Annotated in this window: 15 protein-coding genes and 2 riboswitches; of the genes, 4 read left to right on the plus strand and 11 right to left on the minus strand. The window is 67.5% G+C overall.

From position 1 onward, the window contains the following. A partial coding sequence (locus AC5O77_RS20670) for an SDR family oxidoreductase (RefSeq protein ID WP_494507128.1) occupies positions 1 to 774 on the minus strand: 774 nt, incomplete at its 3' end. Between the two features lie 111 nt (positions 775 to 885). Between AC5O77_RS20670 and AC5O77_RS20675 the strand changes: the two genes are divergently transcribed. After that, complete coding sequence (locus AC5O77_RS20675; RefSeq protein WP_049400999.1) at positions 886 to 1,098, plus strand: hypothetical protein; 213 nt, start codon at positions 886 to 888, stop codon at positions 1,096 to 1,098. A gap of 73 nt (positions 1,099 to 1,171) precedes the next feature. Here AC5O77_RS20675 and sppA read toward each other — a convergent pair whose 3' ends face one another. The 4 genes from sppA to AC5O77_RS20695 form a co-directional block, all read right to left on the minus strand. After that, complete coding sequence (sppA, locus tag AC5O77_RS20680; RefSeq protein ID WP_049400998.1) at positions 1,172 to 3,094, minus strand: signal peptide peptidase SppA; 1,923 nt, start codon at positions 3,092 to 3,094, stop codon at positions 1,172 to 1,174. 116 nt (positions 3,095 to 3,210) lie between these two features. Continuing rightward, positions 3,211 to 4,575 (minus strand): MATE family efflux transporter, encoded by a 1,365-nt coding sequence (locus tag AC5O77_RS20685; RefSeq protein ID WP_478058661.1) that lies wholly within the window; start codon positions 4,573 to 4,575, stop codon positions 3,211 to 3,213. A 239-nt stretch (positions 4,576 to 4,814) separates the two neighbouring features. After that, on the minus strand, positions 4,815 to 5,393 hold the full coding sequence (locus AC5O77_RS20690) for a DUF3106 domain-containing protein (RefSeq protein ID WP_049423404.1): 579 nt from the start codon (positions 5,391 to 5,393) through the stop codon (positions 4,815 to 4,817). Next, complete coding sequence (locus AC5O77_RS20695; RefSeq protein WP_032129681.1) at positions 5,386 to 6,390, minus strand: hypothetical protein; 1,005 nt, start codon at positions 6,388 to 6,390, stop codon at positions 5,386 to 5,388. The genes AC5O77_RS20690 and AC5O77_RS20695 overlap by 8 nt, the downstream gene beginning before the upstream one ends. Before the next feature lie 412 nt (positions 6,391 to 6,802). Here AC5O77_RS20695 and AC5O77_RS20700 point away from each other — a divergent pair, with 412 nt between their 5' ends. Further along, positions 6,803 to 8,980 (plus strand): primosomal protein N', encoded by a 2,178-nt coding sequence (locus AC5O77_RS20700; protein ID WP_478058663.1) that lies wholly within the window; start codon positions 6,803 to 6,805, stop codon positions 8,978 to 8,980. Positions 8,981 to 9,174: 194 nt separating this feature from the next. On the opposite strand, the gene AC5O77_RS20705 is transcribed toward AC5O77_RS20700, so the two are convergent. Together AC5O77_RS20705 and AC5O77_RS20710 are read right to left on the minus strand one after the other, a co-directional pair. Beyond that, positions 9,175 to 9,795 (minus strand): glutathione S-transferase family protein, encoded by a 621-nt coding sequence (locus AC5O77_RS20705; protein WP_032129683.1) that lies wholly within the window; start codon positions 9,793 to 9,795, stop codon positions 9,175 to 9,177. Between the two features lie 145 nt (positions 9,796 to 9,940). After that, positions 9,941 to 10,720, minus strand: a complete 780-nt coding sequence (locus tag AC5O77_RS20710; RefSeq protein ID WP_010481148.1) for an NYN domain-containing protein — start codon at positions 10,718 to 10,720, stop codon at positions 9,941 to 9,943. 123 nt (positions 10,721 to 10,843) lie between these two features. Between AC5O77_RS20710 and AC5O77_RS20715 the strand changes: the two genes are divergently transcribed. Continuing rightward, entirely contained in the window at positions 10,844 to 12,124 is a 1,281-nt protein-coding gene (locus tag AC5O77_RS20715) for an NAD(P)/FAD-dependent oxidoreductase (RefSeq protein ID WP_317217558.1), read from the plus strand. 91 nt (positions 12,125 to 12,215) lie between these two features. Here AC5O77_RS20715 and AC5O77_RS20720 read toward each other — a convergent pair whose 3' ends face one another. The 4 genes from AC5O77_RS20720 to AC5O77_RS20735 all read right to left on the minus strand — a co-directional run bounded on the left by AC5O77_RS20720 (position 12,216) and on the right by AC5O77_RS20735 (position 13,926). Beyond that, on the minus strand, positions 12,216 to 12,668 hold the full coding sequence (locus tag AC5O77_RS20720) for a hypothetical protein (protein WP_478058792.1): 453 nt from the start codon (positions 12,666 to 12,668) through the stop codon (positions 12,216 to 12,218). A 4-nt stretch (positions 12,669 to 12,672) separates the two neighbouring features. After that, on the minus strand, positions 12,673 to 13,104 hold the full coding sequence (locus AC5O77_RS20725; protein ID WP_478058793.1) for a nuclear transport factor 2 family protein: 432 nt from the start codon (positions 13,102 to 13,104) through the stop codon (positions 12,673 to 12,675). Between the two features lie 68 nt (positions 13,105 to 13,172). Next, complete coding sequence (locus tag AC5O77_RS20730) at positions 13,173 to 13,565, minus strand: hypothetical protein (protein ID WP_317217561.1); 393 nt, start codon at positions 13,563 to 13,565, stop codon at positions 13,173 to 13,175. A gap of 94 nt (positions 13,566 to 13,659) precedes the next feature. Continuing rightward, complete coding sequence (locus AC5O77_RS20735) at positions 13,660 to 13,926, minus strand: GIY-YIG nuclease family protein (RefSeq protein WP_478058795.1); 267 nt, start codon at positions 13,924 to 13,926, stop codon at positions 13,660 to 13,662. Between the two features lie 40 nt (positions 13,927 to 13,966). After that, positions 13,967 to 14,056, plus strand: a riboswitch (glycine riboswitch). Positions 14,057 to 14,069: 13 nt separating this feature from the next. Then, positions 14,070 to 14,173: riboswitch (glycine riboswitch) on the plus strand. Between the two features lie 84 nt (positions 14,174 to 14,257). On the opposite strand from AC5O77_RS20735, the gene AC5O77_RS20740 reads away from it, so the two are divergent. Further along, entirely contained in the window at positions 14,258 to 14,875 is a 618-nt protein-coding gene (locus AC5O77_RS20740; RefSeq protein ID WP_005411215.1) for a trimeric intracellular cation channel family protein, read from the plus strand. Positions 14,876 to 15,047: the final 172 nt, after the last annotated feature.

Raw genomic sequence — 15,047 nt, forward strand, 5'->3', positions numbered from 1 at the left:
AGATGTGTATAAGAGACAGCCTCCGTCCACCGCGATGCACTCGCCGGTGACATAGCTGGCCGCTGGCAGGCACAGGAAGCCCACGGCTGCGGCCACTTCCTCCGGCTCGCCGATACGACGCATCGGCGTGCGGTTGATCACTTCCTCGTAGTAGTCCGGGTCCGCCAACGGACCGGACGTGCGCCGCGTGCGGATGTACCACGGCGCCACCGCGTTGACCCGGATGCCATCCTCGGCCCACTCGACGGCCAGGTTGCGGGTCATCTGATGCATCGCCGCCTTGGTCATGCCGTAGACCACGCCGCTGCGCACATGGGTCAGGCCGGACACGCTGCCAACGTTGACGATGGATGACGACGCGTGGCGTGCCAGCAAGGGATGTGCATAGCGCGACAGCTCGAAGGCCGAGAACAGGTTGGTCTCGAAGATCTTCCGCCATTCGTCCTCGGAATACTCCGTGGCCGCCTTGGTGACATTGCCGCCGGCGTTGTTGACCAGGATGTGCAGGCCATCACTATGATCCTCCACCCAGTCCAGGATCTGGCGGCGGTCCTCGTCGTCGGAGACATCGGCGGCCAGCGCATGCACCTGCATCTGCGGATACACGTCCAGCAGTTCGTCGCGCGCGGTCTCCAGCATGTCGATATCACGGCCGACGATCATCAGATCGGCGCCGAAGCCAGCCAGTTCATGCGCGATGGCCAGGCCGATGCCGGCGCTGGCGCCGGTGATCAGGGCGGTCTGGCCGTCCAGGCGCCACCGTTGCTGGGTCATGTGTTCTCCCGGGCCGCGCCCGCTGTGTTTCGATGCGGCAAGGATACGCGCTCACGGCCGCCCCCTGCCGAGGATGCGACACTGCCCGCACGCCCATCACGGAGTGCCGCCATGCGCATCCTGATCCTGTCCACGTCCCTGCTGGCCACCGCGCTGCTGGCGGGCTGCCAGCGCCCACCGGCGCCGAACCCGGAAAAGCCACCGGTGCCCCGGGCGATGTCGCGCGCAATCAACGAACCGCTGGACCGCGCCAAGGGCGTGCAGAAGACCGTGGACGATGCCGCCGCGCGTGAGCGCAAGGCCGAGGCCGACGCGACGCAGTAACCCCGCAGACGAAAACGCCCGGCCGAGGCCGGGCGCTTCCAGTAGATCCACGCCGTGCGTGGATGGCTTCCGATCAGAACCCGCAGAAGCAGTACGCCAGCGCCTTCACCGGCGTGCCGTTGCCCTTCTCGCGGGCCGCGTTCTCGACAAAGCGCAGCTGCGTATCCACTTCCGGCATCGTGCGCGCCAGCACCATCCGCGCCATGCCCGAGTCGGACAGCATCCAGGCACCTGCACGGCTGCCGGCGAAACCGCTGACGAACTGCGCGAACGGCGTTGCCGCCTTCTCGATGTAACGCACGCGGTAGGCGTCAGCCTTGCCCAGCTTGGCGCGGCTGGCGGCATCGGCCACCGCATCCTTCAGGCCACCGAAGGCATCGACCAGGCCACGTTCCTTGGCCTGCGCACCGCTCCACACGCGTCCACGGGCCACTTCGTCGACGGCCTCGACCGGCTTCTTGCGGGCGTCGGCGACGCGACCGGTGAAGTCGGCGTAACCCTTGTTGATCACCGACTGGATGACCTGGCCCACGGCCGGATCCATCGGGCGGGTGACATCGAACGCACCGGCGAAACGGGTGGTGCCGACACCGTCGGTGTGCACGCCGATCTTGTCCAGCGCGCGGCTGAAGTTCGGCACCATGCCGAAGATGCCGATCGAACCGGTGATGGTCGACGGATCGGCATAGATGCGATCGGCATTCATGCTGATCCAGTAGCCACCGGAGGCGGCCAGGTCGCCCATCGACACCACCACCGGCTTGCCGGCGGCCTGCAGGGCCACCACTTCGCGGCGGATCTGCTCGGAGGCGAACACTTCACCACCCGGCGAATCCACGCGCAGCACCACGGCCTTCACGTTCTCGTCGTCACGCGCGGCACGCAGCAGCGCCGAGGTCGATTCGCCACCGATGCGGCCGGCCGGCAGGTCGCCACCGCTGATTTCGCCGGCTGCCACCACCACCGCCACCTGCGGACGGCTGTCGACCGGGTTGCGGCGCGCATCGAGCTGGCCCAGGTAGGAGCCGAAGTCGATGTTGCGGAAACCACCGTCGGCATCGTCGTCAGCCACGCCGCGCTCGATCATCAGATCCTCGAATTCCTCGCGGGTCTTCAGCGACGTCACCAGCTTCTGCTGCAGGGCGAACTTGGCCAGGTCACCACCGGCAGCGGCGATGCCTTCCGGCAGCGTGTCGATGCCGGCGGCCAGCTGTGCCGGATCCAGGCGGCGGGCCTTGGCGATGTCGCCCAGGTAGCGCTGCCACACGTCGTTCATCCAGAACAGGTCGGCTTCCTTGGAGGCCGGCGAAGCGGCGTCGAGCACGTACGGTTCGGCGGCGGACTTGTACTCGCCCACCTTGAACAGGTGCACGTCCACGCCCAGCTTGTCCTGCAGGCCGGTGCGGAAGTACTGGCGGTAGCGGCCCAGGCCCTCGAGCACCACCGACCCCATCGGGTCCAGGTAGACCTCGTCGGCCTGTGCGGCCAGCAGGTACTGCGACTGGCCCATGCTCTCGCTGTAGGCCACCAGCTGCTTGCCGGACGCACGCAGGTCCTGCAGTGCCGCAGCCACTTCACGCAGCGAAGCGAAGCCCGACGGCTGCAGCTTGTCCAGCTCCAGCACCACGCGCTCGATCTTCTTGTCTTCCTTGGCCGACTCGATCACCCGCAGCAGGTCGCGCAGCTGGATCTCTTCGGCACCGTTGTCGCCCACCGCCTTGGCCAGCGCGCGGCTGACCGGGTCAGCGCTGAACTGCTCGACCAGGCGGCCTTCCGGCGCGATCACCAGGGTAGTGCGGTCCTGCAGCGATTTGCTGGCACCGGCGCCCATGCCGGCGGCGATGACGAACATCACCAGCAGCAGGAACAGCAGGCCGAAGAACACCAGGTTGAGGATCAACCGGCGGGTGAAGTTCATGACGTCCCACAGCCCGATGAAGAAACTGGCGACGGGGTTGCGACGCGCCGGGGGCAGCGGGGGCACGGGTTGATTCATGGAACGCTCCGGATGGCTTCTTGCCGTGGTGCCAGCATAGCCGGTGCCGTGTGATGCGGCATCGGACACAAGTCAGGGGATCGCCCGCCACGGGTCGCCGGGGCGGGCGGGACGGATCAGGACAGGCTGGACTGGCCGATGCGCAGGCTGCTGCGGCGCAGGCGCCAGCCCATCAGGATGGCGGCGGCGGTGAGGCCGACGATCAGGCCGATCCACATGCCCTGCGGCCCCATGCCCAACCCCAGGCCGAGCCCGGCGCCGAGCGGCATGCCCAGGCCCCAGTACGCGAACATGGCGATGAACATCGGCACGCGGGTGTCCTTCAGCCCGCGCAGCGCGCCGGCCGACAGCACCTGGATGCCATCCGGGAACTGGAAGGTGGCCGCGTACAGCAGCAGGGTGGAGGCCAGGCCGGCCACCGCCAGGTCGTTGGTGTAGACACCGACGATGGCGTCATGGCCGAACAGCAGCACCGCTGCCGACAACGTCTGCGTACCCATGATGATCGCGTAGCCGGCCCAGGCCGCGCGCCGCACGCCGAAACCATCGCCACGACCGACCGCATGGCCGACGCGCACGGTGGTGGCCTCGGCCACGCCCATCGGGATCATGAAGCACAGCTGGGCGACGTTGATCGCGATCTGGTGCGCGGCCGCTTCATTGGCACCAAGGCGGCCGATCAGCAGCGCGGTGACGATGAACAGGCCGCCCTCCATCAGCACGGTGATGCCGATCGGCAGGCCGGTGCGCAGCAGGTCCCAGATCGCCTGCCAGCGCGGTCCTTCGAAGTGCGAGAACAGCTGCAGGTGGGCGAAGCGCTTGGTGAACCACAGGTAGGTGGCGAAGGCGATCGCCTGCAGCCACATCATCACCGCCGAGGCGATGCCCAGGCCCTCGGCGCCCATTTCCGGGAAGCCGAGCTTGCCGTTGGCCAGCACGTAGCCCATCGGTGCCAGCACCAGCAGGCCACCGAAGCCGAGCAGCATGGTCGGCAGCGTCCAGTGCATGCCCTCGCTGAGATAGCGCATGCAGAAGTACAGGGTCAGCGCAGGTCCGCCCCAGCGCACCGCATGCAGGAACGCGGTGGCCCCCGGCACGATGTCCGGCGCGATGCCGAACGCAGGCAGCAGCGGCGGCACCACGGTGAGGAAGGTGAACATGATCAGGCCCAGGCCCAGCGCCAGCCACAGTGCCTGGCGGAACAGCGGGCCGATCTCGCGCTCGCGGCCAGCACCATGCAGCTGCGACACCGAGGCGGTGAGCGAGATCAGGGTCCCGATCGGGATCAGCATCGGCAGCCACAGCAGGGCAGTGCCGATGGTCACCGCGGCCAGGGTCGCCGTGGCGTGGTGGCCGGCAATGACGTTGTCGACGAAGGAGATCAGACCGGTGGACACATGCCCGAGCACAAGCGGCAGGGCGAGCAGACCGGTAGCGCCGACTTCCTTGCTGAAGCGCGGCGTGGAGGTTGCAGTAGACATAAGGTGCTTGACGCGAACTACGGTTGCGCGCGAAGGGCACAGGCACCGGGTTGCGGGCCGCCATCTTACGCGTGCAGCGCGCGCATTCCCATGACATGGCGTGAATGCTGGGTTCCGGCAGGCCCCGGCATCACGCGTTGCGATCACGTTAAGAACAGAAAAAGGGGACGGAGGGGATTAAGTCGTTTCAAGCCCGACTGTGCCTAATACGACTTAATCCCCTCCGTCCCCTTTTCTTTCTACTGCCCGGCCTGGCGCTTGAGCCAGGTATCGCGCTCGGCCGGCGGCACCGCGAGGAACGCGCCGCGGACCTTGTCGCGCTCCTGCGGTGGCGTGCGCTGTGCCACCAGGGTCAGTTGGGCCAGCTGCGCCGGGCTGAGCTGGCGCAGCACGGCCAGCGCGGCCTCGCGCTGTTCCGGCGGCACGAAGCCGAACAGGCCGTGCAGCTTGGGGAACTCCAGGCCCAGCTGCGGGCCCAGCCGCCAGCCTTCGCGGAAGGCCTGGTCCTGCGCCTGGAACTGCTGGCGCAGGCGCTGCTGCTGGTCGGCCGGCAACGCATTGAATCGCGCAGCGGCCTGACGGATCCGCTCACGCTCGCCCTCCGGCAATGCCCGCCATGCGGCGTAGTCGGCGCGGCGCTGGCGCTGCTGCTGGGCATCGAGCTGGGCGAACGCAGCGGGCGTCGTACCTGTGGTGGCCGGGGCCGCCGGTGAACTGCCCGGCACTGGCGGCGGCAGCGGCACGTTCAAGGTCTGCGGCGCGGCGGACAGCGACAACGGCAGGGCCAGCAGCAGGCTGGCGAATACGGTCTTATTCATCGGCAGCAGCGGTTTCCAGCGTGGCGCTGGCCGGCTCCGGCCGGCTCGGCTTGGATTGCGACTCGTCCACCGGCAGCGGGCCGCCCGCGGCGGTCCACGCATACAGATCGGCATCGGCCACCAGCGGATAGTCGCGGTCAGCCAGCATCGTGGCATCGTCCGTCGCCTGCGCAGGGGTCGCGTCCGGCGTGGCATTGACCTTGCTCGGCGGCAGTGCTTCCACCGTGACGGGACCCGCCTCACCAACCACGCCTTCCGGCAGCGGTGCGTCGCTGCCGAACGAATGTCCCTGCCAATGGCGCCAGCCCAGCGCGGCAGCCAGCAGTACCACCACGGTTATCAGCAGGATCAACGGACCGCGCCAGCGCGGCTTGGCATTGGCGCGGCGGCGCTTGCCAGTGGCTGCAGCCCGCTCGTCGCGCTGCGGGGTGCGCCAGCTGGAGGTCGGCGCTTCACTGCTGTTCGTCGGTGCGGCCGGCTGTTGCAGCTGCTGCAGGCGTTTGACGGGCAGATCGCGGATGCGCAGCTGCACCTGTTCGGCCAGCTGGCGCCAGGCCGAGGCGTCGGGCTGGCCGTGGGCGTCACGCGGGCAGGCATCGGCCAGCAGCTGCTGGTAGCCGGCTTCGTCCTGGTCGAGCACGCGCGTGGCGATACCTTCATCCAGGCTGCCGCCCACCCGCAGCAACAGCGCCAGGCGCGGCAACGGTCCCATCTGGCCCAAGGCGGCAAGCGGCGGCTCCCACTGGCCGCCCACCGGCTCACGCAGCGCCTGGCGCTGGCCCAGCAGGGTCCAGAAGCGGGTTGGCCACTGCGCCATCGGCAGGTCACTGGCGACCGCCGCAAACGCACGCATCACCGCCACCAGTGTCTGTTCGGCCCGGGCAGCATCGCCGCACTGCAGTTCAGCCACCACCAGGGCGCGGCGTTCAACACCTCGCAGGAACGCCGACAGCGCGCCGGCCGCGGTCGAGGAAACAGGGGCGGGCACAGCCGTCATCGATCACTCCAAAGGTCTGCCCGCATGATAGCGGCAGGCCATCGGCGCCCGTAGGACTTGCGCCCACAGGCACTTCGTGCTGCAGGTTGTGCACAGCACCACGCTGCCTGCGCAGGAAACTGTGGCATCCAGCTGAATTCACTCTGTTTCAGCATTGTTTCACACTTAAGTAATTGATTTTGATGGATTTTAAAGTATGGCGATTTTTTGACCAACCCGAGCGTGAGGCCGTCGCCATCGGCCTCCTGCGCGCCCGCCGACCGGTAACGCACAGCGTTATCCACAGAACATGTGGATAAGACTGAATCTCCAATGGACACCGATATTTAGGTGACATTTATGATTCAACGGGCGCCGTCCCGCCGCCGCCCACCCCGCCATTCGCGCGCGCATGGCCCGGTACACTGGCCCGATGCTTTCACCGATTCCGACCCTGCAGGTCGCCCTGCCCGTCCCCCTGCCCCGGCTGTTCGACTACCTGTCGCCGGAGGGCGTGGCCCCCACGGTTGCGGTCGGCTGCCGCCTGAAGGTGCCGTTCGGCAACCGTGAGCTGGTCGGTGTGGTGGTGGGACAAAGCCAGACCGACGACGGCCAGGGACTCCGCCAGGCGTTGGCCTGGTGCGACCCGCAGCCGCTGCTGCAGGGTGAGCTGTGGCAGAGCCTGCAGTGGCTGGCGCGCTACACCCACGCGCCGTTGGGCGAAGTACTCAGCACCGCCCTGCCCGGCCCGCTGCGCCACGGCGAGGCCCTGCCCGACACCCATCACTGGGGCTGGCAACTGACACCCGAAGGCCATGCCCAGCGCGGGAAGCTGCGCGCCGGCAGCCGCCCGCGGCAGCTGGCCGAACTGCTGGCCGAGGCCGTGGTGGATGAAGACGTACTGGGCGAACGCATGCAGGACTGGCGCGCCGCAGCACGCAGTCTGGCCAAGCGTGCACTGGCCGAGCGCGTGGCGATGACGGTGGCACCGCAGCATGCGCAGCCGCTGCCCGGGCCCACGCTCAACCCGGACCAGGCCGAGGCCGTGACTGCGATCAACGCCGCCGACGGCTTCCAGCCTTTCCTGCTGGATGGCGTGACCGGCAGCGGCAAGACCGAGGTCTACCTGCAAGCGATCATCCATTGCCTGGCACAGGGCAGGCAGGCGCTGGTGCTGGTGCCGGAAATCGGCCTGACTCCGCAGACCCTGGCACGCTTCCGCGGCCGCCTCGGCATCGCGGTGCATGCACTGCATTCGGGCTTGAACGATAACGAGCGCGCTCGCGTCTGGGCAGCCGCCTCACGTGGTGAAGCACGCGTCATTGTCGGCACCCGCTCGGCAGTGTTCACGCCGCTGCCGCAGGCCGGTCTGCTGATCATCGACGAGGAACATGACGGCAGCTACAAGCAGCAGGACGGCATCCGCTACCACGCGCGCGATTTCGCCTTGGTGCGCGCCAAGGCGCTCGGCATTCCCGTGCTGCTCGGCAGTGCCACGCCCTCGCTGGAAACCCTGCACAACGCCTACGCTGGGCGCTACACCCACCTGCGCCTGAAGCAGCGTGCCGGCGATGCACGGCCACCGCGCGTGCGCATCCTCGATGTGCGCAAACGGCCGCTGCATGACGGTCTGTCGGCCGACGTACTGGCCGGCATCGGCGAGCATCTGCAGCGGGGCCAGCAGGTGCTGGTGTTCAAGAACCGCCGTGGCTACGCACCGGTGCTGCTGTGCCATGACTGCGGCTGGACCGCGCCCTGCAACCGCTGCGATGCACCGATGACCGTGCATGGTGGCGGCCGTCGCCTGCAATGCCACCACTGCGGTGCGCGGCAACCGGCACCGCTGGCATGCCCGGCCTGCGGCAGCCTGGCGCTGCAGCCACAGGGCATCGGTACCGAACGCCTGGAAGAGCACCTCACCGCCGCCTTCGCCGATTTCCCGGTGGTGCGCATCGACCGCGGCACCACGTCGCGACGTGACGCGCTGGAACAGCAGCTGGCGAAACTGGGCGACCAGCCCGGCATCCTGGTCGGCACGCAGATCCTGGCCAAGGGCCACGACCTGCCCAAGCTCACCCTGGTGGTGGTGGTGGGTATCGATGAGGGCCTGTTCTCGGCCGACTTCCGCGCCAGCGAAAAACTGGCGCAGCAGCTGATCCAGGTCGCAGGACGCGCGGGACGTGCACGTGACCCCGGCGAGGTCTGGCTGCAGACCCATCATCCCGGGCACCCGCTGCTGGAAACCCTGGTCAGCGGTGGCTACCACCCGTTCGCGCAGGCCGAGTTGAACCAGCGCCAGGCGGCCGGATTCCCGCCGTTCGCGCATCTGGCACTGATGCGGGCCGAGGCACAGCAGGTGGAGCATGCCAACGCGTTCCTGCTGGCGGCGCGGCAGTTGCTGGGCGAACAGAACGTGGTCGAGGCCTATGGGCCCATGCCGGCGCCGATGCCGCGGCGTGCCGGTTACCAGCGCACGCAGCTGTTGCTGTCCGCGTTTCAGCGGCCACCGCTGCATGGCGTGCTGGCCCAGCTGGTGCCGCAGCTGTATGCGCTGCCGGAGGCACGCAAGGTGCGCTGGTCGCTGGATGTGGATCCGACGGATCTGTATTGAGGGCGCTGCCCAATGCTGCGTAGAGTCGAGCTTGCTCGACTGCCGTGCGCCAGAAACAGTCGAGCAAGCTCGACTCTACCGTCGGTCCGTATGGACCCGACGGATCTGTATTGAGGCAGACGAACGCTAGCGCCGGGCCATGCCCGGCGGTCCTCCGCATACCACGCTCGCCGGGCATGGCCCGGCGCTACCCCTCAGGTCAGCGGCGACATCACGCCGCGCTGGTAGGCCGGGCGTTCGCGCAGGCGGGCGTACCAGTCGGCCAGGTGCGGCAGTTCCGGGCGCTGGATGGGCAGTTCGAACCAGGCATAGATCAGCGAGCCCAGCGGGATGTCACCCATCGCGAACGTCTCGCCCGACAGCCACGGCTGTCTGGCCAAAGTGGCATCGGCCATCGCCAGGTAGTCACCGGCACGCACGATGGCGGCATTGATGCGCGCTTCGTCGCGGTCGGCCGGGGCGGTGCGCATGATGCCCCAGATCAGGTCGGTGTACAGCGGCGCCATGCGCGAGGTGCTCCAGTCCATCCACTTCTCGGCCTGGGCGCGTTCCATCGGGTCTTCGGCGTACAGCGTGCCCAGCGCGTAGCGCGCACTCAGATAGCGCACGATGGCATTCGATTCCCACAGCGGCAGGCCATGGTCTTCGATCACCGGCACCAGGCTGTTGGGATTCATCGCCAGGTACTCCGGCGTCTGCGTGCCGCCATGGCTGCCACCGACTTCGATGGATTCATACGGCAGGCCGATCTCCTCGGCGCACCACAGCACCTTGCGGACGTTGCTGGAATTGCGGCGGCCCCAGATCTTCAACATGCGGGTTTTTTCCTTGCTGGCAATGCGAGCGGCAACGATACGCCTGATCGGAGTGGAGATGTGCGTGCCGGATCCGGGATCTGGCATCTGGGGCTTGCCGGCCAGCGGCCGGCACTACCGGTTCCTTTCCGGCCAGTGGCCGGCACTACCGGTTTTTCTTCGGCAGCGCGCGCACGTAGGAGGACTTGCCGTCCTTCTTCAGCTCGAACAGCCCGATCGCTGCCAGCAGGTCACTGAGCTTGCCGTAACCGTAGTTGCGCGGATCGAACGAGGCCTGGTTGCCGATCTGGCTGCCGACCGGGCCAAGGTGCGACCAGCCATCCTCGCCCTCGGCCGAGGACACCGCACGGCGCAGCATCTTCACCAGCCGCGTATCGCTGCGCATTTCCGCACCGCTCTTGCGTGGCCGGGCATCGTCGTTGGCAACAGGCTCGTTCGATGCCTGTTCGCTGGACGCCTGTTCGGTATCCGGCACGCTGGCATGGGTCTGGCCCAGCGCTTCCAGATAGGTGAACTTCGAGCACGCGTTGACGAACGGCTCCGGGGTTTTCTTCTCGCCGAAGCCATAGACCTTCACGCCATCGGTCAGCAGGCGCATCACCATCGGGGTGAAATCGGCATCGCTGGACACGATGGCGAAGCCATCGAGATTGCGCGCGTACAGCAGGTCCATGGCATCGATCACCATCGCCATGTCCGAGGCATTCTTGCCCTTGCTGTAGGCGAACTGCTGGATCGGGCGGATCGCATATTCGTGCAGCACGGCCTCCCAACCCTTCAACCGCGGGCTCTTCCAGTTGCCATAGGCGCGGCGCACGTTGGCCACACCGTAGCGGGCGACTTCGGCCAGGACCTCGTCGATCTTCGAGGCCGGCGCATTGTCGGCGTCGATCAACAGGGCGATGCGCTTTTCCGGTTCGCTCATGGGCTCCTCACGGGCGGTTGCCTGAACCCGAGTATCGCCGATCCATGCGGGCGCTGACGTGACAGGGCGCCATCGTGCGAAGATGCCAGGCGCTTCCCCCAATGCCCCCACTGGAGTGAGTCGATGAGTCGCGAGCGCGTTCCCCACCTGGTTGTTGTCGGCGGCGGTTTTGCCGGTCTCTGGGCCACCCGTGCCCTGGCCCGCGAGCGCATACGCATCACCCTGGTCGACCGCCGCAACCACCATCTGTTCCAGCCACTGCTGTACCAGGTAGCCACCGCCGGCCTGTCCGCCCCGGATATCGCCGCACCGCTGCGCCACATCCTCGGCCACCAGCGCAATGTGGAAGTGCGCCTTGGCGAAGTGGTCACCATCGACAAGCAGGCCCGGCAGATCCGCATGGCCGATGGCAGCACGCTGGACTACGACAGCCTGCTGCTGGCCACGGGTGCCACCCACGCCTACTTCGGCAACGACCAGTGGGCCGATGATGCCCCCGGCCTGAAGACGCTGGACGATGCCATCGCGCTGCGCCGCAAGCTGCTGCTGGCGTTCGAGCGCGCCGAGGCCGAACCGGACCCGGCGAAGAAAGCGGCGTGGTTGAGCTTTGCCGTGGTCGGCGGCGGTCCCACCGGTGTTGAGCTGGCCGGCACACTGGCAGAAATCGCGCGGCATACGCTGCGCAACGAGTTCCGCCATATCGATCCGGCCAGCGCCAAGGTGCGGCTGGTCGAAGCCGGCCCGCGCGTGCTGTCTTCGTTCCCGGAAGTGCTTTCGCTGAAGGCACGGCGGCAACTGGAAAAACTGGGCGTGGAAGTATTGACCGGTACCCCGGTGAGCGACATCGACAGCCAGGGCTTCAAGCTCGGCGATCAGTTCGTGCCGGCCCGCACCGTGGTCTGGGCCGCCGGTGTGGCCGCTTCACCGCTGGCGCGCACCCTGGATGTGCCGCTGGACCGCGCCGGCCGCGTGCAGGTGCAGCCCGACCTCACCCTGCCTGACCACCCGGAACTGTTCGTGGCCGGCGATCTGGCCGCGCTGAACCAGGCCAACGGCAAGCCGGTGCCTGGCGTGGCACCCGCCGCCAAGCAGATGGGCAAGTACGTGGCCGAGGTGATCCGCGCGCGCCTGCACGACAAGCCGGCACCAGGTCCCTTCAAGTACGCCGACTTCGGCAACCTGGCCACCATCGGCCGCATGGCCGCGATCGTGCACCTGGGCAGGCTGCAACTCTCGGGCGTCCTCGCCTGGTGGTTCTGGCTGGCCGCACACGTGTTCTTCCTGATCGGTTTCCGCAACCGCGTCGTGGTGCTGCTGAACTGGGCGGTGGCGTACTGGAGCTACCAGCGCAGCGCGCGCATCATCTTCGGTGATGACCAGGAAGACCGGCGACCCCGACGGTAGTGCCGGCCGCTGGCCGGCTGCTGCGCGGTCGGATCCCTTTCCGCAGGAAAGGGCTCTGACCCCGTCAACACCCTCCACGCATGGCGTGGATCTACCGGTTCATCGGGCCGCCCGGCACCCGCCGTTTCGACCAGGTGCGGCAGAAATCCTCCTTCCTCGCGGCATCGGCAATCTGCGCGGTACTCCAATGCCGGGTGATCCAGATTGTCAGTGCGGTACTGCTGAGATGCCAGCGCAGCATGTCGTGCCTTGGCTGCCGCATCAGGTGGCGGCGTGCAACCCAGAACGCTTCGCGTTCGACATCAGTCGCCTTCTTCAATGCTTCAGGATCGAAGAACCGCGTCGTGAAGCTCCATGGAGTCATCGGCTGGAATCCCGTGCGCTGCTCACTGCTGCACGCAGCCACACCACCGGGTGCGCGGTCCGCCGGCTTCGGCCGGCCTTCGACCAGCATCAGCCCGAGCAGGTACAGCAGGCCAGGCAGCAGTGCGATGCCGGCGACCAGTACGACGACGGAGATCCATGCTTTGCCGGCGGCACGCATCGCTCTACAGCGCCTTCGGTTTCGGGTACCACAACGCGTTGACGATGACCCAGCGCTGGTCGAAGCGGCCCATGTGGAAGTAGTCGACGAACCACGGGGTTTCCAGCCGCACCGAGGCCGCGTTGCCGGTCACGTCCAGCACCGTGCAGCGGCGTTCCCATTGATCCTTCGGGGTCTTCAACGCGCCCTGCTTCGTCAGCGCCACCAGTTCTTCCTTCGACATGCGGCGCAGGCCCAGGCGTTCGTCGGGCGTATCGCCGAGGACCGCGCGCTTGGCCAGGTCCGGGTGCAGGGAGCGGGCGACGCGCTGCGGGTCGGCTTCCAGCTGGCCGTCGACGTAATCGTGGCAGGTGGCTTCAATGGCCGCGATGGTGGCCGGGTCGGCGGCAGGGCTCGTTGCTGCGGAAAGAGCGAACAGCAGGGCAATCGTGGACATCCGGGTCTCCGGCTCTGGGCGCGGGGCGATCATCGCATGGGCAAGCCGCATCCACGCATGGCGTGGATCTACTGCATCAGGCCCATTTCGTCGACGCTCAGCTGCATGTACATGAACGCGGCCGCTTCGTCGGTCATCGGCTGGCCCTGCGGGAAACTGTCGAGCCAGGCGGAGATGCGCGCATGCCGATGCTTCAGCGCATCAGCTATCGCGCGCTTTTCCGCGTCGGTGGCATGTTCCTGCATCTCATCGCGCAGCAGGTCATCGCCGATGCCCCATTTTTCGGCCAGCGGAATCAGGTCGACCAGATCGGGCGGCACCTGGTCGCGGCGCAGGTGGATGGGCTCGGGCGTGTCCGGGCCGCGCTGTGCGGCCAGTTCGGCGGCGCTGCCGATCTGCCCGTGCTGCAGCGGTGGCAGAGTCTGGGCGCAGGCCGACAGGGGGATACAGAACGTCAACATCAGCATCCAGCAGGATTTCATCGGACCGCTTCCTGTGTCGATGGATGTGGCGATGATGGCATGGCCCAGCACACCATCCACGCATGGCGTGGATCTACAGGATCGGGGCCTGCAGCCAGGCCAGTTTGCGTTCGCGCGGCTGCTGCTTGAGCTGCCACTCGGCGCGTGAGGCGGCGGCCCGGTCGGGGTACTCGCGCACGGCCAGCACGCGCAACGGCGGTCGCGCCCGAGTGTAGCGCGCGCCCTTGCCGGCCTGGTGGGCGGCGAAGCGCGCGTCCACGTCGGTGCTGATGCCGGCGTAATAGCTGCCATCCCGGCATTCGAGCAGGTACAGGAACCACGGGCGGAGGGACGGGGCCATGCCCGGATTATGCCGTGCTGCACTGCAGCGGATATACTGGCGCCCGAATGCAGGAGAGAGGCGCCGCGCTGGCGCCCGCCGAAGGCGCAGGCTCCCATGATCGCTCAGGCCGGTGGGCTGGAATCCCACCAACCATGCATTCGACTCGCCGAGCTGGAGAGAGGTCACCGGGCACGCCCGGGACGATCCGCCGAAGGGGCACGCGGCCTACGCCGCTGAACTCTCAGGCAAAAGGACAGCGGGAGCGGCACCGGTCATCGTCATCCCGTCATTGCGCAGGCAGTGGCGGTAGTCGCGCATGGCCGGCCCCACCGCGCCCGGAGCCTGTCCCATGCTGCTGTCCATCATCTACCTGATCGCCATTTCCGCCGAAGCCATGACCGGCGCGCTGTCCGCCGGCCGTCGCCGCATGGACCTGTTCGGGGTGGTCATGATCGCCTGCGTCACCGCCCTCGGGGGCGGTTCGCTGCGCGACATCCTGCTCGGCCACTACCCGCTGGGCTGGGTGAAGCATCCCGAGTACCTGGGCTTCACCGTGTGTGCCGCGCTGATCGCCACCTGGGTGGCGCGCTGGATGCACCACTTCCGCCGCACCTTCCTGGTGCTCGATGGCCTGGGCCTGATCGCCTTCACCCTGATCGGCTGTTCGATCGCGCGCGAGGCCGGCCATGCCATGCCGATCGTGCTGATCGCCGGCATGCTGACCGGTGCCTTCGGTGGCGTGCTGCGCGACATTCTCTGCAACGAGGTGCCGCTGATCTTCCAGAAGGAGCTGTACGCGATCATCGCGCTGCTGACCGGCGCGGCCTACCTGTTGCTGCTGCACTGGGGCGTGGCCGACGCCACCGCGATCCTGTGCTGCCTCGGCGGCGGCTTCGCGCTGCGCCTGCTGGCGATCCACTACCGCTGGGAAATGCCGAAGTTCGTGTACCACGACGAAGTGCATTGAGCCTCTTCGTAGAGTCGAGCCATGCTCGACTATTACTGGCAGACGCAGTCGAGCATGGCTTGTATGTTCCTCCCGGCTCCTACGCGGTATGTAGGAGCCAGGGTGGAGGGACCGTCAAGCATGCATCTGCGGATACTAGCCGACAGACGAGTCGAGCGATCCCCATCCCGCA

The sequence above is a fragment of the Stenotrophomonas sp. INTA L402-1 genome (assembly GCF_059295135.1).